Here is a 20,249-nt window from a genome sequence, read left to right as displayed (position 1 = left end):
TATGTCGACTACGGGTATGACGCACGATGGGTGACAAACCGGAATGCAAATGTTTCGCTTTTGTTGCATCAGGCGACGCACGTTTCGACCAGCACCCTACCGGCCTCCATGCGCACCAGTTGGTCGGCGACATCGAAATAGCGGTCATCATGGCTGATGACGATGATGGTCTTGCCCAGGCGCTTCAGTTCGGGGAGCAGCTCGGTATAGAAGATGCGCCGGAATGTCGGGTCCTGGTCCGCTGCCCATTCATCGAACACCAGCACCGGGCGCTCCTCGAGCCAGGCGTTGATCAGTGCCAGCCGCTTGCGTTGCCCGGTCGAGAGGTCGGTGGTGGTGAAACTGCCGTCGCGGATGCTGACCTTGTGTGCAATTTCCAGCCGCTTGAGATAGACCTCGGCGCTCTCCGGCACCTGCTGCGCGCCCAGGAAGGGGTCGTCGAACAGGTAGTAATCAGAAAAGACAGTGGTGAAGAGCTGGCGGTAATCGTCGCGATTGCGCGCGGTGATGGGTTGGTCGTTGATGCGTATCTCGCCTTTTTGCGGCGGATACAGACCTAGCAGCAGCTTGATCAGGGTGGTCTTGCCACAGCCGTTTTCACCGACGATGAACACGATATCGCCCTGGCTGACCTGCAGGTTCACCGGCCCAAGGGTAAACGGCGCATTGCCGTCGACCGGAGGGAAGGCAAAACGCACGTCATGCAACTCGAGAGTACGCAAGACGGGCAGCTGGCTGGCCTTGTCTTCGAGCAGCAGGTGCGGCTCGGGGGAGGAGAACTGTTCGGACAACTCGGCAATCCGGCGGAAGGCGATCTGAGCCCGGCTGACGATGGGCAACGTGCCTACCAGATATTCCAGCGGGCCTTTCATGTACAGCAGTACCAGCACGAAGCCGCTCATTACTGCCTTGTCGCCGCTAGGCCACAAGGATTGCAGGGCAAGGGCCAGGCCGATAACCACGAAGAACAGCATCGAGCCGAAGGTCTTGGCGATGACGAAGGTATTGATGGAGCGGATCTGGATATCGCGTATCTGGTCAGCTGTGCCTTGGATATTGCGGCTGAACATGCGTTGGCGGCGCGCGCGGTGGATGCGCAGCTCCTTGGCACCGGCGGCGATCGCATTGTAATGCCGTTGCAGTTCATCTTCGGCGTCCCGTGCCGCAACAAACCCTCGAATGCCCTTGGATCGGGCGATGTACTGCACGACGGTACCGAGTGCGATCGCTGCCAGCATCAGCAGGAACATCGGCCAGGAAAGCAATGCCAGATAGCCAAGGCAGCCCAAGGTAACGGTCAGGGCGATCGCCAATGGCGCGAAAGCGAAAGCGAAATCGCTGATGGTGTCCACGTCGTGCGTCAGCACGGGGATCAGTCGATGGCTGCGATAGCGCTCGATCTGTTCGATGGGGGCAGACAGAACCTTCTCGCCCAGTTCCTTGCGCAAGGCGGCGATGATGTTCTGGCCCACCCGGTTGCTACCGATGTCGGAAAACACCGAGCTGGCCAGGGCCACCAGGCAAAGCCCGGCGAAACCCCAGACAACGCCTTGGGTCAGGCCGCTGTCGTCGTGCAGGGCGCGGTTGATGGTGGCCAGCAGGAAGGTGATGCTGAGGCCGCCGACCATGCCCAGGATGACGGACAGCGCGACGGTATATTTGAACGGCTTGAGCAGGGCGAAGAGATCCTGCACGGCGCCGCGGGAGGACTGGGACATGATGGGCTCCTGAGTTGATCAGCCGACGCTGGCAAGGGGTTTGGTTTGCGCCTGGTGTGCGCTGCTGGAAAGGTTCAGGGCGCCATAGAGCGCTTTTCCGATCTCTTCGCTGCGCATCGGCAGCACTGAAAGCAAGGTGTCGCTCAAGCCGTGGGTGGCCTCGCAGAAGCCTTGCAGGAAGACTGGCGCCTTGAGCTGCGGGGTGGCCAGGGCGCGATAGGTACGGTCCACTTCCAGGCCATGCAGGTAAGGCAGAAGCGGTTCGAGCAGGTGCTGATGGCTGTTGCGCTCGTAGCCGGTGGCCAGTATCACGGCATCGTAGCGGTGGGTCTGCTGTTGCCCGGTGGCGAGGTCGCGCAGGGTCAGTTCGATGCCCCCTTCGACATCGACTGCCGCTTCCAGGTGTTGACGGCAGAGCACCGCGTGGCGGGGCTGACGGGTGATCTTCTGCCGGTACAGCACGGCATAAATGCGCTCGATCAGCCCCAGGTCGACGACCGAGTAGTTGGTGTTATGGTATTCGCCGATCAACTTTTCGCGGTCTTGCGGTGCTTGCTGGAAAACCAGGTCGGTGTACGCAGGGGCGAAAATTTCGTTGACGAAAGGCGAGTCGTCGGCGGGCTTGAGGGCTGAGCTGCGCAGGATCATTTCAGCCCGCACCGAAGGAAAGCTGTCGTTGAGGTCGATGAACGCTTCGGCGGCACTCTGCCCGGAACCGATGATCGCGATACGCATCGGCTTGCCTTCGCTGCAGGCCAGGTGCTGCATGCCGGTGAGGTAGCGGGAATGATGAAAAACCCGGGCATTGTTGCGCAGCGGGGCGAAAATGGCTGGAATCTTCGGTGAGCCACCGGTGCTGATCACCACCGAACGCGTGCGGCGGGTGCGCTGCATGCCTTGTGCATTGCGCGAGATCAGCCTGAGGTGATGAATGACCCCATTATCGAGCTCGGGCTCGATGCGCAACACTTCTTCGCCATACAGTGCCTGCTCGGCGAACTGCTCGGCGACCCAGGCCAGATAGTCGTTGTACTCCAGCCGGCACGGGTAAAAGGTGCCGAGGTTGACGAAGTCGACCAGGCGGCCCTGCTGCTTGAGGTAGTTGACGAAGCTGTAGGGGCTGGTGGGGTTGCGCAGCGAAACCAGGTCCTTGAGGAACGAGATCTGCAGTTCGCTCTGCGAGGACAAGGTATCCCCATGCCAGCGATAGTGCTCCTGCTTGTCCATGAACAAGGCGTCAATGGGCTTGCCATTGTTCTGGGAAAGCTCCTGCAGGGCGATGGCCAGGGCCAGGTTGGACGGGCCGAAGCCTACGCCGATCAGGTCGTGGAGAGTTGAGGCGCTCATGTCGTTGACTCCTGCTGTTGCTGGTGAGCGGTGAGTAGGTGTTAAACGAAGCCGCAGAGGCTGGATTTAGCCGGTCACGACCAGCCGGGCATGCACCCCACGCAGGTGTTCGCAGAGACGCAGAAGTTGTGATCCGAGGAGGGGCATACGTTGCGCGCTGGCGCACGAAAACCCCGCAGGCATGCTGCGCCAGGCGCCCGCCGGGGTTCGTGGCTCAGGGTAGATGCGGGTAGGCGCAGCGCAGCCTAGCGTTGCATGACGTCGAAGAACGCCTTCAGAAAGGCTTGCATCTGCTCCGCCGTGCCGACACTGACGCGCATCCACTGCGGCCACGCCTCGAATACCCGTCCAACCCGGACCCGGCGTTGTGCAAGTGCTTCGATCACGGGTTTGGCAGGTCGGCCAAGGGCCACCATGAAACAGTTGGCGTGTGCGTCGGTGCAGCGGTAACCGGCCTTTTGCAGGGCGTCGGTAGTGGTCAGAAGAATGTGGCGATTGATGCGTTTGCGTTCGCTGACCAGGTCGCCTTGTTGCAGGCTGGCGATACCGCCCATGGCGGCGGCAAGCGGCACGAAGTTGTAGCCGTTCAGGCGTTGCAGGTCGTGCAGCAACGCCGGTTTGCCGATCGCCAGCCCCAGGCGGGCACCGGCCATGCCATAGAGCTTGGAGAATGTCCTCAACACCAGGACATCGTCATGGCTGACCGCCAGATCCAGGCAGGAAGGGGCGTCGCAAAAGTGGATGTACGCCTCATCGATGATGGCCAGGCTGCCTGCCGGCTTGTGGCTGACCAGGTGCTCGATGTCGGCGCGTGGCGTCAGCGTGCCGGTGGGGTTGTTCGGATTGCACAGGTACAACACCCCGGGCTGGGGGTTGGCGGCAAGCATGCCGCGCACGTCATGGGCGTGGCGGGCATCGAGCGGCACTTCATGCACGGTCGCGCCGACGGCTCTGGCGCCATTGGCCACGGAGTCATAGGTCGGCGCGGCGGTGACCACGGCCCGCTTGTCGGCGTGGCGGGCCAGGGCATATTGCAACGGTGAGCGGGAGCCGCAGAAGACTGCCACATGGTCTTCGGGCACGTTGTGCTGCCGCGCGAACAGCTCGATCAGGCGATATTCATGCTCCGGAAAGTAATGCCCGCTCTGGCGTATCCCCAGGCTCATTGCCTGGAGCGCCGAGGGGCAGGGGCCGTAAGGGCTCTCGTTGTAGTCCAGGCGGATGATGTCATCGTCCACCGTCGGATCGCCCGCTGCGCCCGCCGCCCAGGCGGGCATGGCGGGTACGAGGCCGGTCAAGGTGGCTGCCGCTACGAAACGGCGTCTGCTCAAAGCGGACATGGTCACTCTCCCTGTAGGTTGTCAGTTGTGCTCGCCGTCCTTGAGGTCGCGGGCTACCCGAAAGCCCAGCCAGTCACCGCGCACTTCGGGTTCGCGCTCGTTGCGGTTGCCCGAGCGGGAGAAGATGGGCGGTTCCAGGTAGTCGTTGCCGCGGATCTGCCGGTGCGTGCAGGTGCCACCTGTGGTCCAGGCGCTGCCATCGGTGGGCGCACCGACATAATCGGTGTGCCAGCAGTCTTCGACCCACTCGTAGATATTGCCATGCATGTCATACATGCCGAACGCATTGGCCGGGAAGCTGCCGACCGGCGCCGTGTAGGTGAAGCCATCCCGTGGCCCGTAGGTGTTGGCATGCTTGCTGATCTGATACTCGCCTTCCTCATCGAAGGGGAACGGGAAAGGACCGGTGGAGCCAGCGCGACCTGCGTATTCGCGTTCGGCCTCGCTGACCATGCGGTAAGGCTTGCCGGTTTTCTTCGCCAGCCAGCCAATATAGCCGCGCGCTTCCTCCCAGGTCATGCAGACCGCTGGCTGGGTAGGCCCTTGCGGGTAACTGGGCTTGCCGTTCTTGCACAGACGGCCCGGGCGATCGTCGCCGTCGGGCAGCACGGTGTGGGTGTCCCTGGCATAGGCTTGCCATTGGCTGGCCGTCACGTGGAAGCGACTCATGGCGAAGGCCTTGGCGAATGTTACGGTATGCAGCGGACCTTCATCGTCCTGTTTGCCCAGTTCGTCATCGGGGGTGCCCATCACGTAGCTGCCGGCGGGCAGCACGACCATTTCCGGGCAATCCTTGCAGTCCTTGAAGACCTTGCCCGGTGCACTCGGGGCGCCAGCGAGGGCATCGAGCGACAGCGAGAGACAACCGAGTGCAATCAGTGAGGTCAGCCGTTTCATGGGGTTCCTTGCGGGTAGTGGGCAATGGGAGGTGGGGTGGGCTTGGCAGCTTCCTGGGCGGCTTCCCAAACACGCAGGAAGTTGGCCCCCCAGAGCTTGGCGATGTCTTCATCGGAATAGCCACGCTGCATCAGTTCGGCGGTGAGATTGCGGCTCTGGCTGACATTTTCCCAGCCGACCACACCGCCGCCGTCGTTGAAATCGGAACTGATGCCTACATGGTCGATACCGATCTTCTTCACCGCGTAATCGATCGAGTCGACATAGTCGGCCAGGGTGGCCTCTGGCTCGGCGCCGAGGATTTCGTAGAACGGTGTGAGGTATTCACCGAACTTCTTCTCTGACCAGATCGAGAACACCGGGTCGGTGGTGGTGCCCATCTGGGTCTGGTTTTGTACGTCGGGCAAGCCATGCCTGGCACGCAAAGCGTTCATCTTCTCGATGGTCGGGCGCGAGAACGGCTTGAGGTAGTGGGAGTAGGCCACGATATTGACCAGCCCATCGGTGGCCTTGATGTGTGCCAGGTCGGCATCGCTGAGGTTGCGGCGAATGTCCATCAGGCCTTGTACGCCGGTGTGCGAGGCCATGACCGGCGCTCGGCTAAGCTGGGTGACCTGGGTCAGCGCCTGGCTGGACATCTGCGACACGTCGATGACCACGCCGAGGTCGTTGAGCCGGGTGATGGCGCGCCGACCAATCGCGGAAAGCCCGCCCAGCGGGTCGACCGAATCGCCGAGGAAAGGCAGGGGCCGTGCCGAGTCTACCCAGCTGTTGTTACCGACGTAGCCTGGTCCGAATACCCGCATGCCGCGTGCGGCCCAGTGGTCCAGTTTGTCAATGTCGTCGCCCAAAGGCGCGGCATTGAGCATGCTGATGATGATGGCGAACTTGCCTTCACTGACCAGTCGGCGGAAGTCAGCGGGGGTGTAGGCGATGCCGGCCTGTGCAGGGAAATCCTTGGCGATGCTGGTGATGATCCGGTAGCGCACTTCCAGTTCGTTGGCCATTGCGGCCTCGAAGCCTGGGGTGGGGCGGTGTGGCCAGTTGGGCCCACTCCAGAATTCCGGCCATGACCAGATCGCGATCGAAGCGCCGCTCAGGCGGCCTTTGGCGGCTTTCACCAGATCGAACTGTGTCGGGCCATCGCGGTTTGCTTCCTCGCCATCGGTGCCATAGCTCAGCGGCACATCGAGGTGCGCATCCAGGGCCGGGATGCGCGCCTGCAGGGCGTTGGCTCGCTGTTCGATTTCCCGGCTGTAGGGGTGCTTGGCAAGGTAAACCCAGTACCACCAGGCGCCTGCGGCCATCAGGAGCAGGAGCAGAAGTGCCAATGCCCATGGCCATCTGCGCGAAAACAAAGCCGGTTTCTTCATTGCGTACTCGATCGCCTGCACGACGGCCCCATGCCGTTCGAACTTGCTGGGTGAAACGAGCCGGGGCAAAGAGAATTTAGCAACCCTCTAAATCGCTTCCTCAACCATTCGTTTTTGCAGCAGTAGTCACGTCATGAGTACAGTGGATGAAAGTGTCACGTCGAAAGATCCTGGCAGGCCTGGTGGCTGCCGGTGTAGCTCTGCCTGCCGGCTATTACGCACAGCAGGAGTGGCAGCGGGCCCAGGAAGCGGAGCTGAGCAGTGACGAACCTGCGGTGCCGGTCGACGACCTGCCCAATGCGCTGCTGGGGGAACGCCTGGTCGGGATCTGGGACTGGCGCCTGACAGGCAATCACCCGGCGCTGGCTGTGCTGGCCGGGCCGCAGCAGCTGTTGCTCGACGTCGGGCAGGGTGCCCGTGCCTTGCGTGGCTACCTGGGTACCGCGCCGTATGGCGACCGGGGTTTGCAGGTTTACGGGCCGCTGGCTGCCGACCGATTGCCAGCGGTGCGCCTGAAGATAATTGCCGGCTCTGGCGAAGCCTATGACTGCGACGCCGTGCTGGATGAGATATGGGGCGACTGGAGCGAGGGCGGAGGCAGCGCCACCCTGAGTGGGCAAGTGCGTCTGGCAGGGACGCAGGCGGGGCATTCCGGTGTGCAAGCGGGTTTTGTCGCGGTCCGTCGACCGTTTGTGCTGGCGCGTGAGCGGCTGCCATTTGTGGCGGCCCTGCACGAGGACCTGATTTCGCCGCAGCGCCGCTACTATCATCAGCTGTGGCATGCCAGCCGCGATCGTTGGCACCGCATCGATGATTCCCGACGGCAGATGGTGCGTGCGCTGGGCTGGCAGGTCGGCCCGTTGGGCAAGGAGCGCAACGCCCGCGGGCATGATCGCCATCGCAACGGCTCCGGCGAGGATTTTCTGTTCATGCATCGGCATATGCTGCACGGGGTACGTAAGGTCCAGGACCTGCGTTCCTGGGCCAGCCTGCCCGCGGCACGTCCTTCGATCGGGCATGGCGCCCAGGCGTTTTTCGATTACCTCGACAACCGCGACGGCTACAGCGTCCCGCCCAATTGGCAGGCGGCCGGCGATGATGCCTTCAGCCAGTGGCTGTACTACGTGAAGAGCACTCAGGGCCTGCACGCCAACTTCCAGTTGTGGGAAGCCCAGCTGCATGACCCGGAATATCTCAGCACCTTGTGCCTGGGAGAGTTGGGGTCGCGTATCGAGTTGGGGGTCCACGATTGGTTGCACATGCGCTGGGCATCCCTGGGGCGCGATCCGAACTCGGATTACCCGATGCCCTACGGGCGTCGCAACTATGATTTTTCCGAACGTTGGTTTCGCGCCGAGAACGACTTCCTTGGCGATCCGTTTTCATCCCACGTGAACCCGGTGTTCTGGGCGTTTCATGGCTGGATCGACGACCGTCTGAACGACTGGTACCTGGCCCACCAGCAGGCGCACCCGGGGGAAGTGAAGCCGCGAATGATCGAGGGTGTTCCGTGGTTTGCGCCGGGGCGCTGGGTGCGTGTGGCCGAGCCTTGGCTAGGGCCCACCCGTGACGGTTGCGGTGCCTGGGGGCTGGGCAATGGAGGCGGCACCGGGAAACTGGACATCGAGACCATGAAGCTGGCCTTGCAGGTCATTTTCAGCCCGGAAGAAGACGCCGATCGCCTGTCTGGCAGGGTGCCACAGCGGCCCTGGTATGCTCGCCATCTTGCACCTGGCCCGCGGCGTGACGGGTTGTAGCGCGGGTGCCCGGCATCGGATCTTCAGTGCCTGTGAGCGCGGGCTCACAGGCACTGAAGATAGCGTGACGAACTACCTCACCGTCATCAGCGCATCCGTGCCTGTCCACCCCCCGCCCAATGCCTTGTAAAGCGCAACACTGGCCTGCAGCCGCGCCTCACGCAGGCGTACCCGCTCGGCCTGTGCTGCAAACAGGCTGCGTTGCGCCTCCAGCACGCTGAGCAGGTCTTCGGCCCCGGCCCGATAGCGGTTTTCGGCCAGGTCGAACGCGCGCTGTGCCTGGCTAAGCGCCTCATTCTGCCAGCGAGTCTGGCGGTCCAGGCCGTCCACGCTGTTCAGTGCCTTCTCGACTTCGCCGAAGCTGGTTATCAGTACGCTGCGATACGCATCGAGCAACTCGTCCTGGCGAGCGATGGCGCGATCACGCGCAGCGCGCAAGGCGCCATTGTTGAAAATGGGGGCCGTCAGACCGGCACCGAGGTTGAACGCCGGGTTGTGCAGCAGGTCGATGGCCTTTCTGTCGCCGGTGGCCAGGCTGGCCGTCAGGCTTACCGTGGGGAACAGGGCTGCCCGTGCAACGCTGACATCCGCCTGAGCCGCTGCCAGGCGCGCCTCTGCGCTGGCAATGTCCGGGCGACGGGTCAACAGCTGGCTGGGAATGCCGGCGGCAATGCTCGGGCCGCGCAGTTGATCGAAAGGCTGATCGGCAAGCTCAAGTGCCTGCACCGGCACACCGAGCAGGGTTGCCAGGGTGATCTGCGCATCGCGGGCTTCTTGCTGGTAGAGCGGCAACTGTCGTTGCTGATTGGCCACCAGGCTCTCTTGTTGGGCCAGCTCCAGGGCAGTTGACGAGCCAGCCTGAAACCGCGTGCGCACCACATTGAGGATCTTGTCGGCGTTTTCCAGGTTGAGCGTGGCGATGTGGGCCTGCTCGCGAGCGGCGAGGGCTCGCAGATAGGTGTCGGCAACACTGCTCGTCAGGCTCAGCTCGAGGGTGTCACGGTCAAATGCAGTGGCTTGCAGGCCAAGCCGGGCACTGTCCCGCGCAGCGGCATTTGCGCCCCAGAAGTCCAGCTCGTAGCTGGCCGTCAGGGCCGTGTCGAAGTAGCGGTAAGTCCGTTTGCTGCTCGAGGTGTCCTGTTCGCTGTACCCTTGGCCTCGCAGCAGGCGCTGCTGATAGGCGTCGGCGCTGGCGTCCAGGCTCGGCAGCAGAGGGCCACCGGCAATGCGAAGGTCGGCCCGAGCCTGCCTGACCCTGGCCATGGCGGCGCGCAGGTCATGGCTGCCGTGGCGCGCCTGCTCGATGAGCTGGCTCAATTGAGCGCTGTTGAAGGTTGTCCACCACTGCGCCGAGGCAGCCGTGACCCCAGTCGGACCTTGCCAGCTGGCGGGCGCAACAATACCGCTGTCCAAGGGGGCGGGTGGGTGGCTGCAAGCGCCAAGCAGGGTCAGCAGCGGCAGCAGAAAAAGCGGGGTTCTGGTCATGGTCATTCACTGGTCAGAGCGGCGACAGGGTCGAGGGCGGCAGCCTTGCGCGCGGGCATGAAGCCGAAGATGACGCCGGTGGCTACCGAGCAGGCGAAAGCACCCACCATCGCCAGGGCGGAAAACGCCACGGCCACCTGGGCCAGGCTGAGTACCACACCGATCAGCAGCGCCAGGCACACGCCGATAAGGCCACCGGTGAGCGAAAGCACAACGGCCTCGGTCAGAAACTGGCGCAGGATGTCGCGCTGCCGGGCACCGGTGGCGATCCGTATACCGATCTCGCGGGTGCGTTCGCGCACGGTCATGAGCATCACGTTCATCACGCCGATTCCGCCCACCAGCAGCGAAATGGCGGCAATGGCCCCCAGCATCAGGGACAACCCGTTGCGCGTCGCAGCTTCGGCCTGGATCATCGCCGCGCTGTTGTCGATCTCAAAATCTTCGATGCCATTGTGCAGTCTCAGCATCAACTGGCGTATCGCCCGTTCGGCTTCATGCACCTGGGTGCTGTCGGCGGCGCCGATGATCACGTATTCCGGGTGCTGTGTGCCGGACAGCCGTATGGCAGTCGCTGAGTACGGCACTGCGATGCGCAGGTCGTTTCGCTGATTGGCGCCGCTGGAGCCTTTGCTGGCCAGCACGCCGATCACCTGGAAAGGCACGTTCTCGATGAGGATGTATTGGCCGATCGGGTCTTGGCCGTCCACGAACAGCTTTCTGCGCACTTCAGAGCCGATCACGGCCACGGCGGCAGCCGTAGCCAGGTCGTTGTCGGTAAAGAAACTGCCCTCGCTGACGGGCCAGCTCATCAGGGTCGGGAACACCGGCGTATAGCCGCCTATGGTCGATTCGAGATCGCGGTTGCCGAAGCGCACCTGCGCTTCCAGCGTCATGGCCGGCATGATGGATTTCACCTGGGGCAGCTCGGCCAGCGCCTGTACGTCGCTGAGGCGAACGTCGCCGGGTGGGGCGCGCGGAGCGGGAGAGGCGCCGTTCATGAACATGATGTTCGAGCCGAACGCGCCCATCTGGGCCATGACCTGGCGCTTGCTGCCTTCGCCCACCGCCAGCATCACGACCACCGACGCGACGCCGATGATGATCCCCAGCAGGGTCAGCGCGGTGCGTGTACGGTTGCTCCACATGACCCGCCAGGCGGCCTGCAGCGCGTCGCGGGTTTCGCCCAGCCAAGGGCTGCGCTGGGTGTCGGCCCGGGCCAGGCGATGGGCCAGATCATCTGCCTGCAGTGCGCCTTGGCGATCCTGTGGCGGCGCCTGACCGGCGCCACTGTCGCTGATCACTTCGCCGTCGCGGATCTCTATGATGCGCTGCGCACGAGCGGCCACATCGCGGTCATGGGTGATCAGAATCACCACGTGGCCCTGCTCGGCCAGCTCATCCAGCAGGCGCATGACCTCGGTGCCACTGTGGCTGTCCAGCGCACCGGTGGGCTCGTCCGCGAGGATGATGTGGCCGCCGTTCATCAATGCCCGGGCGATGGATACCCGTTGTTGCTGGCCACCTGAAAGCTGGCGCGGGCGATTGCCGGTGCGCTCACCCAGGCCCAGGCGTTGCAGCAGGGCCCGGGCCCTTTCGGCGCGCGTGGCAGCGGTGGTTCCGGCGTAGATTGCCGGCATCTCCACGTTCTCCTGCGCCGAGGCGGAGGGGATCAGGTGGTAGCCCTGAAACACGAACCCGAACGCCTCGCGGCGCAACCAGGCCAGCTCGTCATTGTTCAGCCCGGCAACATCCTGGCCGGCGAAGCGATAGCTTCCGGCGCTCGGGCGATCGAGGCAACCCAGGATGTTCATCAGGGTCGACTTGCCGGAACCCGAGGTGCCGACGATGGCGATGAATTCTCCGGCATGGATCTTCAGGTCAATGCCGCGCAACACATCGACCTGAGGGCTGTCACCGCCACCGTAGGATTTACGGATGCCGACCAGTTCTATCAGCGGAGTGTTCATGTCAACCCTCGCTGCCGACAGGGCCGATCAGCAACTTGTCACCTTCATCAAGGCCCTCGAGTACCTGCACGCGCAGGCGGTCGCTGAGCCCGGTGCGTACCTGGCGCGTCTGGACTTCGCCCTTGCCGGTCAGCACGTGGGCAGTCTGCAGCCCCTCGCGCTGGCCGCGTCCCTGCAGTGCGGCGATGGGCACGGTCAATACGTCCTTGGCGGCTCCGGCGACGAAGAACACCTGTGCGGTCATGTCGGCCATCAGCGCATTGTCATCGTTGTCGACGTCCAGCAGCACGGTGTAGAGCACCACGCGCCCGGTCCCGTTGGCACTTGTACCGCTGGCGGCAACCGGGCTGCCGCCGCCTTGACTGAGCTGGTCCAGCGGCTTGGGCGGGATTGGCAAAATTTGCCTGACGGTGCCGGTCCAGCGCCTGCCGCCACTGCCCAAGGTGGTGAAGTAGGCCTGCATGCCGGTCTTGACCTGGCCGATATCGGCTTCCGAGACTTCGGCCCAAACCGTCATCGGCGACAGCTTGGCGATCCGCAGGATCAGCGGGGTGCGCTGCTGTGCGTTCAAGGTCTGCCCCTCGCGTGCATCGACCGCCACCACCGTGCCGCCAATTGGAGCATAGATGCGCGTATAGCCAAGCTCGGCTTCTGCGCTGCGTAACGTGGCCTGTGCCTGGAGAATCTGTGCCTGGTACATGTCAATCCGCGCCTGGGTTGTCAGCACTTTCGCCTGGGCGGTTTGCACATCTTCCTCGCGCGTGGCGCCGTCGTTGGCCATCCGCTGCTGACGCCGCAACTGCTGCTCGGCCAGGACATGCTCGGCGCGTTGCTCCTTGACCTGCGCTTTCAGGGTTTCGATGGCATAGCGCTCGGCATCCAGCCGGGCCTGTTGCGTTGCGGGGTCGATTTCCACCAGCAACTGCCCTTGCTTGACGGTGTCCCCTACCTCGACATGCAAGGTACGGATCTGGCCGGAGGCCTGCGCGCCGACATCGACGTACTGGCGGGGTTGCAAGGTGCCCAGAGCGGTGACGCTGGCTTCGATGTTGCCACGGCTGACGCTGACGAAAGGCCGCTTATCGGCTTCGCCGGGCAACAATTGCCAGGCTGCGAGTGCGGCCAGCGGGATCAGGCAAAGCACGAGTGTGACGGCGCGACGAGTAAGGCGTTGAGGGATCATGCAGTATTCCGACCATGAGAGGGCCGCTGTCACCAAGGAGCAGCTAGGGAGGCTGCCGATTAAACGAAAGCGCCAAGGACGGATTTAGCGGGAAGCGCCCGTTGCGGGCGGGGGAAATGTAACAGCGTCTTTAAACTTGATGAGAATTATTATAGTTTAAGCGCCGGCAATGCCATTACTTGGCCTGCACTGCAGTCATATCATCATCGGAAAACAGGGAAAGCGCTTCGATGCCGTCTTCGGGTGTACTGCTCGAGCAATACTATCGTGAACTGGTCGGGTACCTTCGTTCGCGTCTCGGCAGCCGCCATGCTGCCGAGGATATCGCTCAGGAGGCCTATCTGCGGATACTCGAGCGGTGTGACGACACGCAGATCTCCCATCCGCGCGCTTTCCTTTATCGCACGGCCCTGAACCTGGTCACCGATGGCCATCGGCGCAGCAAGGTCCGCCGCGCCGAGCCTTTGGAAGTACTGGAGACCGACGAGCGGTTCTTTGTCGCGCCCGTGCACGGTGTCTGTCGGCAGGAAGAGCGCTTGGCGTTGCTGCAACGTGCGGTGGCCGAATTGAGCGAAACCTGCCGGCAGTGCTTTTTGCTCCGCAAGCTCGAAGGCCTGTCGCATGGCGAGATCGCCACGCGGCTGGGTTTGTCCAAGGCCACGGTGGAAAAACACATCGTCAACGCCATGAAACATTGCCGCCTGCGCATGCGCGAGTGGGCCGAGGCCTGAGCGCACGCGCGGCTGCGCGGCGCGGGTTGCGTTCGCATCAGTTGCCTGACGGTGCACCGAATGTCAGGGCGCCCTTCATCATTGTCGAATGGAAAGGGTAGGAGCAGAAGAACGCGTACGCCTGGCCGGCCTGCAGCACGCGGGTGTCGAAGGTGACCGAATCCTTTTCGCCGCCACCGATTAACCGGGTATGGGCGAGCACGCGCTGGTCGCCCGGCTGGATATAGTCATCGGCTTCACCGGCTGCAGCGCCATCGGTGGTCACGCCTTTTATGTCTTCCTTTTTGGCTAGCACCCAGTTGTGGCCCATGATGTTCCTGGGCATCGTGCCGGTGTGCTGCAGGTTCACCGTGAAGCGTTGGCAGGACTGCGGCACGGTGATCGTCTTCAGGTCGTAGGTCATCTGGTCGGTACTGCGAATGTCCACGGAGCAGGGCTCGGCGGACCATGCGACGCTGGAAAGGCTCAGGGCGAAAAAGGCGAGGGCAGGGCGAAACATCTGGGTACTCCGAAAATGTAAGAGGCAATGCCTTGGGGCATGCGCCTTTTTTATACGAAGCCCGGACGTCAGGGTTTAGGGCGGGCGCTAGCCGCTCGCTTTGCCGGGGGGAGCACGGGTGGTAATCCTGCTTGCCGGGTTAAAGGCAAATGCAAATTCCGTCAGTCAATCACTTGATTTATGCGGGTTTACCGACTTCTATCAAAGAAGACCGCTGCCAGGCGTGACCTTGGCAGTAGCCGTTACTGGCGCAGTACGGTCATGGAGCGTACCCATTACCCAACTGCCCAGGTCCCACCATGGCAAACAAGACCCTGCGCATCCTCATCGCCGACGCCCACCCATGCCAGCGGCTGCAGCTGGAACGGTTGCTCAATGGCCTGGGCTATTACCGGATAGCCCCCGTGGAGAGCTTCGAGGAGCTGCAGCGCCTGGTGCATTGCGCCTTGCAGCCCTTTCATCTGTTGCTGGGCAATATCGAGCTGGCAAACCATGCAGGGGTTGACCTTGAGCGCTTCTGCCGGGTCAGCACGCAAATCCAGCACGCCCTGCTTTACCACTCCAGTCAATTGAGGGTGCCTTCAGTACCGGCGACCGAACGCCAGGCGGTCAGCCTGAGCCTGCCGCACGTGCCAGATAACGAGGCGCTGGAGTCGTTCATGGCGATCATCGACGCGCCACTGCTGGTCGGCAAATTGCCGCTGCCGAGTGGCATGCCGGCTGCTACGGTGCGGCCACGGCCGCGGGCCAACTTCGCGCACACGGTGTTCAACCGCTAGCGGCGCAGCGGGCAGGGCAACGGGGCCGCTATTTGTTATCCTCTTGCCCTTTGCCGATTTGCGGACCCTGCCATGACTGCCATCGATACCGCTCGCCCGCCCCGGTTCAGCCGCGGCGATCACCGGACCTTGGGCCTGGCTGCGTTGGGCGGCGCGCTGGAAATCTACGACTTCATCATTTTCGTGTTCTTTGCGCTTACCCTCAGCCAGTTGTTCTTCCCGCCCGAAATGCCGGAGTGGCTGCGCCTGCTGCAAAGCTTCGGCATCTTCGTCACCGGGTACCTGGCGCGGCCGCTGGGCGGCATCCTGATGGCGCACTTCGCGGACCACCTGGGGCGCAAGCGGGTCTTCAGCCTGAGTATTCTGATGATGGCCTTGCCATGCCTGTTGATCGGGGTAATGCCGACCTATGCCGACATCGGTTATGCCGCGCCGCTGATCCTGCTGGCCTTGCGCATCCTGCAGGGCGCGGCGGTGGGGGGCGAAGTGCCGAGTGCCTGGACCTTCGTCGCCGAACATGCGCCCATCGGGCGGCGCGGTTACGCCTTGGGCTTCCTGCAGGCCGGGCTGACCTTCGGCTACCTGCTGGGGGCGCTGACCGCGACCTTGCTGGCGCAAGTATTCACACCGCAGGAGATCCTCGACTACGCCTGGCGCTACCCGTTCCTGCTCGGTGGGGTGTTTGGTGTGATTGGCGTGTGGCTGCGCCGCTGGCTCAGCGAAACGCCGGTGTTCCTGGCCCTGCGCGCGCGCCAGGAGCAACCGGTGAAGTTCCCGCTGCGAAGGGTACTGGGCGAACACCGCCGGGCGCTGATCCCGGCGGCGTTACTGACCTGTGTGCTGACTTCTGCCGTGGTGGTGCTGGTGGTAATCACCCCAACGGTGATGCAGCAGCGCTTCGGCATGAGCGCCGGGCACACCTTTGCCCTCAGCAGCGTGGGGATTGTCTTCCTCAATATCGGCTGCGTGCTGGCCGGCTTGCTGGTTGACCGCGTGGGCGCCTGGCGCGCGCTGATGCTCTACAGCGTGCTGCTGCCGCTGGGCATTGGCACGTTGTACGCCAGCCTGAATGGGCAGTGGGGCATGACCTGGCTGGCCTACGCGTTGGCGGGTTTGAGTTGCGGTGTGGTGGGGGTGGTGCCGTCGGTGATGGTCGGGCTGTTCCCGGCCGAGATCCGGGTGTCGGGCATTTCCTTCACCTACAACGTGGCCTACGCACTGTGGGCCAGTACCACGCCGCTGGCGCTGATCGCGCTGATGCCGTGGAGCCCGTGGGTGTGTGTCGGGTTTTGTCTGATCATGGGTATGGTTGGGTTGCTGACGGCCCTGTATTTCGGGCGCCGTGAGCCATTGGCGTTTGCGGCAGAGCCGATGGCGATCATGTGTGGTGACAAATGATCGGGTAACGCGCATGGGGCCTTGAGTCATCCTTCCGGGCGGGGGTTATTGGAATAACCTATTGGCCAAATTTAACCTGGAAGGTTAATTTCTCATGGAAAAGAGAACGCCTCACTGTCCGTTGGAAAGGGTAAAAGTCTTGGCTGCTGCCAGGCGCATCAGCCCTACAGGCGCTGCACTGAGAGGCGCCAGAGCCCTGGGAATGGATTATCCGGGCATGCTTGAAGTGATCTCCTGTTTGGAGCGTACTGATTTCTACAAGAGCATGACCAGCCATATGGATCACCGCGTTTGGCAGGACGTCTATCGTCCGCTTACAGCATTTGGGTACGTTTATCTGAAAGTGTCCGTGGTAGACGACGTGCTCATCGTGTCTTTCAAGGAGTTGTAACCATGAGATGTCCAGTATGCGGCGGTGCGGAGCTTGCACCTGATGTTCAGGGGATGCCCTATAGCTATAAAGGAGAGGCGACCGTCATCCCTGACGTAAGTGGCGATTACTGTTGCGCCTGTGGTGAATGTGTACTTAGCCACGATGAAGCCATGCGTGTCAGTAACCTGATGACGGCATTCGAGCGTCAAGTCAACGCAGCTGTTGTGGATCCTTCCTTCATTGCTTCAATCCGCCGTAAGTTCGACCTCGACCAGCGTGAAGCGGGGGAAATTTTCGGGGGTGGCGTCAACGCGTTCTCCCGTTATGAAAACGGCAAGACCACACCACCCGTGGCGTTGGTGAAACTGCTCAAGCTGCTGGATCGCCATCCAGAACTCTTCGAGGAAGTGCGTACTGCCTGATTTTGGCACGTAACAAAAAGCCCCCGGCTCATGAGAACCGGGGGCTTTTTGTTACGGCAAGGGCAGGGCCTTACATGTTCGGGTAGTTCGGCCCGCCAGCGCCTTCAGGGGTAACCCAGGTGATGTTCTGGGCCGGGTCCTTGATGTCGCAGGTCTTGCAGTGCACGCAGTTCTGCGCGTTGATCTGGAAGCGCTTGTTGCCGTCTTCCTGGGTGACCACTTCGTACACGCCCGCCGGGCAGTAGCGCTGGGCCGGCTCGTCGTACAGCGGCAGGTTGCTGGCGATCGGGATGCTCGGGTCGGTCAGCTTCAGGTGGCAGGGCTGTTCCTCTTCGTGGTTGGTGCTGGAGAGGAATACCGAGCTGAGCTTGTCGAAGCTGAGCTTGCCGTCCGGTTTCGGGTAGTCGATCTTTTTCGAGTCGGCGGCCAGCTTGAGGCAGGCGTAGTCCGGCTTGGTATCGTGCAGGGTGAACGGCAGCTTGCCGCCGAACCAGTTCTGGTCCACATAGTTGAACGCGGCGCCCAGCAGCGGGCCGAACTTGTGCATGGCAGGGCCGAAGTTGCGGCTGGCGAACAGTTCTTCGTGCAGCCAGCTGGCCTTGAAGGCGCTGACGTAGCTGTTCAGCTGGTCACCGCCTTCGCTGCCGGCGATCAGGGCGTCCGCCACCGCTTCGGCGGCGAGCATGCCGGACTTCATGGCGGTGTGGCTGCCCTTGATCTTGGCCACGTTCATGGTGCCCAGGTCGCAACCGATCAGTGCGCCACCCTTGAAGACCATTTTCGGCAGCGAGTTGATACCGCCCTTGGCCAGGGCACGGGCACCGTAGCTGATGCGCTTGCCGCCTTCGAGGTACTGGCTGATCACCGGGTGGTGCTTGAGGCGCTGGAATTCGTCGAATGGCGACAGGTACGGGTTGGCGTAGGACAGGTCGACGATCAGGCCAACCACCACCTGGTTGTTTTCCAGGTGATAGAGGAACGATCCACCGGTGTTGTCCTTGGCGACCACATCCAGCGGCCAGCCGGCGGTGTGCACCACCAGGCCCTGCTCGTGTTTGGCCGGGTCGATCTCCCAGATTTCCTTCAGGCCGATGCCGTAGTGCTGGACGTCGGACTCGCTGTCGAGGTTGAAGCGCTTGATCAGCTGCTTGCCGATATGGCCGCGGCAGCCTTCGGCAAACAGGGTGTACTTGGCGCGCAGTTCCATGCCCGGGGTGTACAGGCCGTCCTTCGGGTTGCCTTCGCGGTCGACACCCAGGTCGCCGGTGACGATGCCGCGGACTACGCCGTTGTCGTCGAACAGCGCTTCCTGGGCGGCGAAGCCCGGGTAGATTTCCACGCCCAGGTTCTCGGCCTGCTGGGCCAGCCAGCGGCACAGGTTGCCCAGCGAGATGATGTAGTTGCCATGGTTGTGCATGGTTTTGGGCACGAACAGGTCAGGCACCTTGGTGGCGCTGCCGGCATCCTTGAGCACATAGATGTCGTCGCGCTTCACTTCGGTATTGAGCGGTGCGCCGAGTGCTTTCCAGTCCGGGAACAGTTCGTTCAGGGCGCGGGGTTCGAACACCGCGCCAGAGAGGATGTGGGCGCCGACTTCAGAGCCTTTTTCCACCACGCAGACGCTGATTTCGCTACCGGCTTCGGCGGCCTTCTGCTTCAGGCGGCAGGCGGCGGACAGGCCTGCCGGGCCGGCGCCGACGATGACCACGTCGAATTCCATGTATTCGCGTTCCACTGGTTCTCTCCTACTCATCAAGGCTCGTGCTGTTGCTTTGTCTTATTGGGTGCTTGCGCGCAGTGGCTCATCACGGGAGCGGAACTGTAGCTGCGCAAATGACGGACTACACCGTTTTGTCTTGGCCGCGCATTATATCTACACCACTTGGCAGGTCCAATACAAACGTTTGTTTGAATTTGCCGCAGGCCAGTAAAATCACAGGAACGCGGCTGGAGGGTGACCGATTTGCCGTATTGACCGGATGGGGTGTTACGGTCAAGATACGAGCGGTTTTACGTTCGCCGTAGGCTTGCAGCCGGGCGCAGGTACACCTCTAAAGACCAGGTGTGGAGCAGGGTTTTGCGGCCTTTGGCCGGTTTGTAGTGGAGTTTACACGCCACGACAGAAAATGACCCGTGAGTATTTGTCTCAGGAGTCCGGACAAGACTGTTCGGTCACTGTGAAGTTTGCTCGCTCCGGTACGTTTTTAGAGGTGCCCTTGTACCCACGCGCATCGCCGGGCTCAGCCCCAGGCGACTATCTATTCACCGGAGAGTAACGAGGAATCCATGAAGGTTCTTGTAGCTGTCAAACGAGTGGTCGACTACAACGTCAAGGTTCGCGTCAAGGCGGACAACTCCGGCGTCGACCTTGCTAACGTCAAGATGTCCATGAACCCCTTCTGCGAAATCGCCGTGGAAGAGGCCGTACGCCTGAAGGAAAAAGGCGTTGCGACCGAGATCGTCGTCGTTTCCGTCGGCCCGACCACCGCCCAGGAGCAGCTGCGTACTGCGCTGGCCCTGGGTGCCGACCGTGCCATCCTGGTCGAAGCCGCCGATGAGCTGAATTCGCTGGCCGTGGCCAAGGCGCTGAAAGCCGTTGTCGACAAAGAGCAGCCGCAGCTGGTCATCCTTGGCAAGCAGGCCATCGACAGCGACAACAACCAGACTGGCCAGATGCTGGCTGCGCTGACCGGCTACGCCCAGGGCACCTTCGCCTCCAAGGTCGAAGTCGCTGGCGACAAGCTGAACGTCACCCGTGAAATCGATGGCGGCCTGCAGACCGTATCGCTGAACCTGCCAGCCATCGTCACCACCGACCTGCGCCTGAACGAGCCACGCTATGCGTCGCTGCCGAACATCATGAAGGCCAAGAAGAAACCGCTGGAGACCGTCAACCCTGGCGATCTGGGCGTTTCGCTCGCCTCCACCAACAAGACCCTGAAAGTCGAAGCGCCGGCTGCCCGCAGCGCGGGTATCA

At 62.5% G+C, this 20,249-nt stretch carries 17 protein-coding genes; 7 read left to right on the top strand and 10 right to left on the bottom strand.

What is annotated here, in order from left to right; translation table 11 throughout:
• Positions 1 to 68: 68 nt before the first annotated feature.
• From AC07XM_RS25325 to AC07XM_RS25305, 5 genes are all read right to left on the bottom strand, one after another.
• Positions 69 to 1,718, bottom strand: a complete 1,650-nt coding sequence (locus AC07XM_RS25325) for a cyclic peptide export ABC transporter (protein WP_102689651.1) — start codon at positions 1,716 to 1,718, stop codon at positions 69 to 71.
• 18 nt (positions 1,719 to 1,736) lie between these two features.
• Positions 1,737 to 3,065, bottom strand: coding sequence for a lysine N(6)-hydroxylase/L-ornithine N(5)-oxygenase family protein (locus AC07XM_RS25320; protein WP_102689652.1), 1,329 nt, complete (start codon positions 3,063 to 3,065; stop codon positions 1,737 to 1,739).
• A gap of 245 nt (positions 3,066 to 3,310) precedes the next feature.
• The gene (ptaA, locus tag AC07XM_RS25315) at positions 3,311 to 4,405 is read right to left on the bottom strand and encodes a pyoverdine biosynthesis transaminase PtaA (RefSeq protein WP_060519872.1); all 1,095 of its coding nucleotides are present in this window, start codon (positions 4,403 to 4,405) and stop codon (positions 3,311 to 3,313) included.
• A gap of 21 nt (positions 4,406 to 4,426) precedes the next feature.
• Positions 4,427 to 5,302 carry a dihydropyoverdine dehydrogenase gene (gene pvdO / locus AC07XM_RS25310; RefSeq protein ID WP_016488303.1) on the bottom strand — a complete coding sequence of 292 codons (876 nt, stop codon included), beginning with the start codon at positions 5,300 to 5,302 and terminating at the stop codon, positions 4,427 to 4,429.
• Positions 5,299 to 6,675 carry a dipeptidase gene (locus tag AC07XM_RS25305; RefSeq protein ID WP_172455940.1) on the bottom strand — a complete coding sequence of 459 codons (1,377 nt, stop codon included), beginning with the start codon at positions 6,673 to 6,675 and terminating at the stop codon, positions 5,299 to 5,301. The genes pvdO and AC07XM_RS25305 overlap by 4 nt, the downstream gene beginning before the upstream one ends.
• A gap of 146 nt (positions 6,676 to 6,821) precedes the next feature.
• Between AC07XM_RS25305 and pvdP the strand changes: the two genes are divergently transcribed.
• Positions 6,822 to 8,432, top strand: coding sequence for a pyoverdine maturation tyrosinase PvdP (pvdP, locus tag AC07XM_RS25300; RefSeq protein ID WP_016488301.1), 1,611 nt, complete (start codon positions 6,822 to 6,824; stop codon positions 8,430 to 8,432).
• A 72-nt stretch (positions 8,433 to 8,504) separates the two neighbouring features.
• On the opposite strand, the gene AC07XM_RS25295 is transcribed toward pvdP, so the two are convergent.
• The 3 genes from AC07XM_RS25295 to AC07XM_RS25285 are packed head-to-tail and all read right to left on the bottom strand — an operon-like array spanning position 8,505 to position 13,070.
• A complete protein-coding gene (locus AC07XM_RS25295; protein ID WP_060519869.1) occupies positions 8,505 to 9,923 on the bottom strand; it encodes an efflux transporter outer membrane subunit in 1,419 nt (472 codons plus the stop codon).
• Positions 9,920 to 11,887 carry a MacB family efflux pump subunit gene (locus tag AC07XM_RS25290; protein ID WP_016488299.1) on the bottom strand — a complete coding sequence of 656 codons (1,968 nt, stop codon included), beginning with the start codon at positions 11,885 to 11,887 and terminating at the stop codon, positions 9,920 to 9,922. Before AC07XM_RS25290 ends, AC07XM_RS25295 begins: the two co-directional genes overlap by 4 nt.
• Position 11,888: 1 nt before the next feature.
• Positions 11,889 to 13,070 (bottom strand): efflux RND transporter periplasmic adaptor subunit, encoded by a 1,182-nt coding sequence (locus tag AC07XM_RS25285; RefSeq protein WP_031312009.1) that lies wholly within the window; start codon positions 13,068 to 13,070, stop codon positions 11,889 to 11,891.
• Between the two features lie 230 nt (positions 13,071 to 13,300).
• On the opposite strand from AC07XM_RS25285, the gene AC07XM_RS25280 reads away from it, so the two are divergent.
• Entirely contained in the window at positions 13,301 to 13,801 is a 501-nt protein-coding gene (locus AC07XM_RS25280; protein WP_095116961.1) for a sigma-70 family RNA polymerase sigma factor, read from the top strand.
• Between the two features lie 37 nt (positions 13,802 to 13,838).
• On the opposite strand, the gene azu is transcribed toward AC07XM_RS25280, so the two are convergent.
• Positions 13,839 to 14,300, bottom strand: a complete 462-nt coding sequence (azu, locus tag AC07XM_RS25275; RefSeq protein ID WP_023048064.1) for an azurin — start codon at positions 14,298 to 14,300, stop codon at positions 13,839 to 13,841.
• Between the two features lie 299 nt (positions 14,301 to 14,599).
• Between azu and AC07XM_RS25270 the strand changes: the two genes are divergently transcribed.
• The 4 genes from AC07XM_RS25270 (at position 14,600) to AC07XM_RS25255 (ending at position 17,272) form a co-directional block, all read left to right on the top strand.
• A complete protein-coding gene (locus tag AC07XM_RS25270; protein WP_023048065.1) occupies positions 14,600 to 15,079 on the top strand; it encodes a hypothetical protein in 480 nt (159 codons plus the stop codon).
• A 72-nt stretch (positions 15,080 to 15,151) separates the two neighbouring features.
• Positions 15,152 to 16,477 carry an MFS transporter gene (locus tag AC07XM_RS25265; protein WP_060519867.1) on the top strand — a complete coding sequence of 442 codons (1,326 nt, stop codon included), beginning with the start codon at positions 15,152 to 15,154 and terminating at the stop codon, positions 16,475 to 16,477.
• Between the two features lie 94 nt (positions 16,478 to 16,571).
• Positions 16,572 to 16,868, top strand: coding sequence for a type II toxin-antitoxin system MqsR family toxin (locus AC07XM_RS25260; RefSeq protein ID WP_060519866.1), 297 nt, complete (start codon positions 16,572 to 16,574; stop codon positions 16,866 to 16,868).
• Between the two features lie 2 nt (positions 16,869 to 16,870).
• Positions 16,871 to 17,272: a type II TA system antitoxin MqsA family protein gene (locus AC07XM_RS25255; protein WP_024717924.1), complete on the top strand. Its 402-nt coding sequence runs from the start codon at positions 16,871 to 16,873 to the stop codon at positions 17,270 to 17,272.
• Positions 17,273 to 17,342: 70 nt separating this feature from the next.
• On the opposite strand, the gene AC07XM_RS25250 is transcribed toward AC07XM_RS25255, so the two are convergent.
• Positions 17,343 to 19,025, bottom strand: a complete 1,683-nt coding sequence (locus tag AC07XM_RS25250) for an electron transfer flavoprotein-ubiquinone oxidoreductase (protein WP_080641073.1) — start codon at positions 19,023 to 19,025, stop codon at positions 17,343 to 17,345.
• A 533-nt stretch (positions 19,026 to 19,558) separates the two neighbouring features.
• On the opposite strand from AC07XM_RS25250, the gene AC07XM_RS25245 reads away from it, so the two are divergent.
• Positions 19,559 to 20,249: electron transfer flavoprotein subunit beta/FixA family protein (locus AC07XM_RS25245; protein ID WP_102667914.1), on the top strand; the 691-nt coding region annotated here is incomplete at its 3' end.

This window comes from Pseudomonas sp. GW460-LB5 (assembly GCF_059423245.1).
Note: the sequence above shows the minus strand (reverse complement) of the source record. Positions and strands in the feature narration are given on the sequence as shown.

What these genes read in the sequence shown, in the direction of transcription:
- AC07XM_RS25265 (WP_060519867.1), top strand. Translation starts at nt 15,152, where the DNA reads ATGACTGCCATCGATACCGCTCGCCCGCCCCGGTTCAGCCGCGGCGAT.
- azu (WP_023048064.1), bottom strand. Translation starts at nt 14,300, where the DNA reads ATGTTTCGCCCTGCCCTCGCCTTTTTCGCCCTGAGCCTTTCCAGCGTC.
- AC07XM_RS25325 (WP_102689651.1), bottom strand. Translation starts at nt 1,718, where the DNA reads ATGTCCCAGTCCTCCCGCGGCGCCGTGCAGGATCTCTTCGCCCTGCTC.
- ptaA (WP_060519872.1), bottom strand. Translation starts at nt 4,405, where the DNA reads ATGTCCGCTTTGAGCAGACGCCGTTTCGTAGCGGCAGCCACCTTGACC.
- AC07XM_RS25290 (WP_016488299.1), bottom strand. Translation starts at nt 11,887, where the DNA reads ATGAACACTCCGCTGATAGAACTGGTCGGCATCCGTAAATCCTACGGT.
- pvdP (WP_016488301.1), top strand. Translation starts at nt 6,822, where the DNA reads ATGAAAGTGTCACGTCGAAAGATCCTGGCAGGCCTGGTGGCTGCCGGT.
- AC07XM_RS25320 (WP_102689652.1), bottom strand. Translation starts at nt 3,065, where the DNA reads ATGAGCGCCTCAACTCTCCACGACCTGATCGGCGTAGGCTTCGGCCCG.
- AC07XM_RS25255 (WP_024717924.1), top strand. Translation starts at nt 16,871, where the DNA reads ATGAGATGTCCAGTATGCGGCGGTGCGGAGCTTGCACCTGATGTTCAG.
- AC07XM_RS25305 (WP_172455940.1), bottom strand. Translation starts at nt 6,675, where the DNA reads ATGAAGAAACCGGCTTTGTTTTCGCGCAGATGGCCATGGGCATTGGCA.
- AC07XM_RS25295 (WP_060519869.1), bottom strand. Translation starts at nt 9,923, where the DNA reads ATGACCATGACCAGAACCCCGCTTTTTCTGCTGCCGCTGCTGACCCTG.
- pvdO (WP_016488303.1), bottom strand. Translation starts at nt 5,302, where the DNA reads ATGAAACGGCTGACCTCACTGATTGCACTCGGTTGTCTCTCGCTGTCG.
- AC07XM_RS25260 (WP_060519866.1), top strand. Translation starts at nt 16,572, where the DNA reads ATGGAAAAGAGAACGCCTCACTGTCCGTTGGAAAGGGTAAAAGTCTTG.
- AC07XM_RS25250 (WP_080641073.1), bottom strand. Translation starts at nt 19,025, where the DNA reads ATGAGTAGGAGAGAACCAGTGGAACGCGAATACATGGAATTCGACGTG.
- AC07XM_RS25270 (WP_023048065.1), top strand. Translation starts at nt 14,600, where the DNA reads ATGGCAAACAAGACCCTGCGCATCCTCATCGCCGACGCCCACCCATGC.
- AC07XM_RS25280 (WP_095116961.1), top strand. Translation starts at nt 13,301, where the DNA reads ATGCCGTCTTCGGGTGTACTGCTCGAGCAATACTATCGTGAACTGGTC.
- AC07XM_RS25285 (WP_031312009.1), bottom strand. Translation starts at nt 13,070, where the DNA reads ATGATCCCTCAACGCCTTACTCGTCGCGCCGTCACACTCGTGCTTTGC.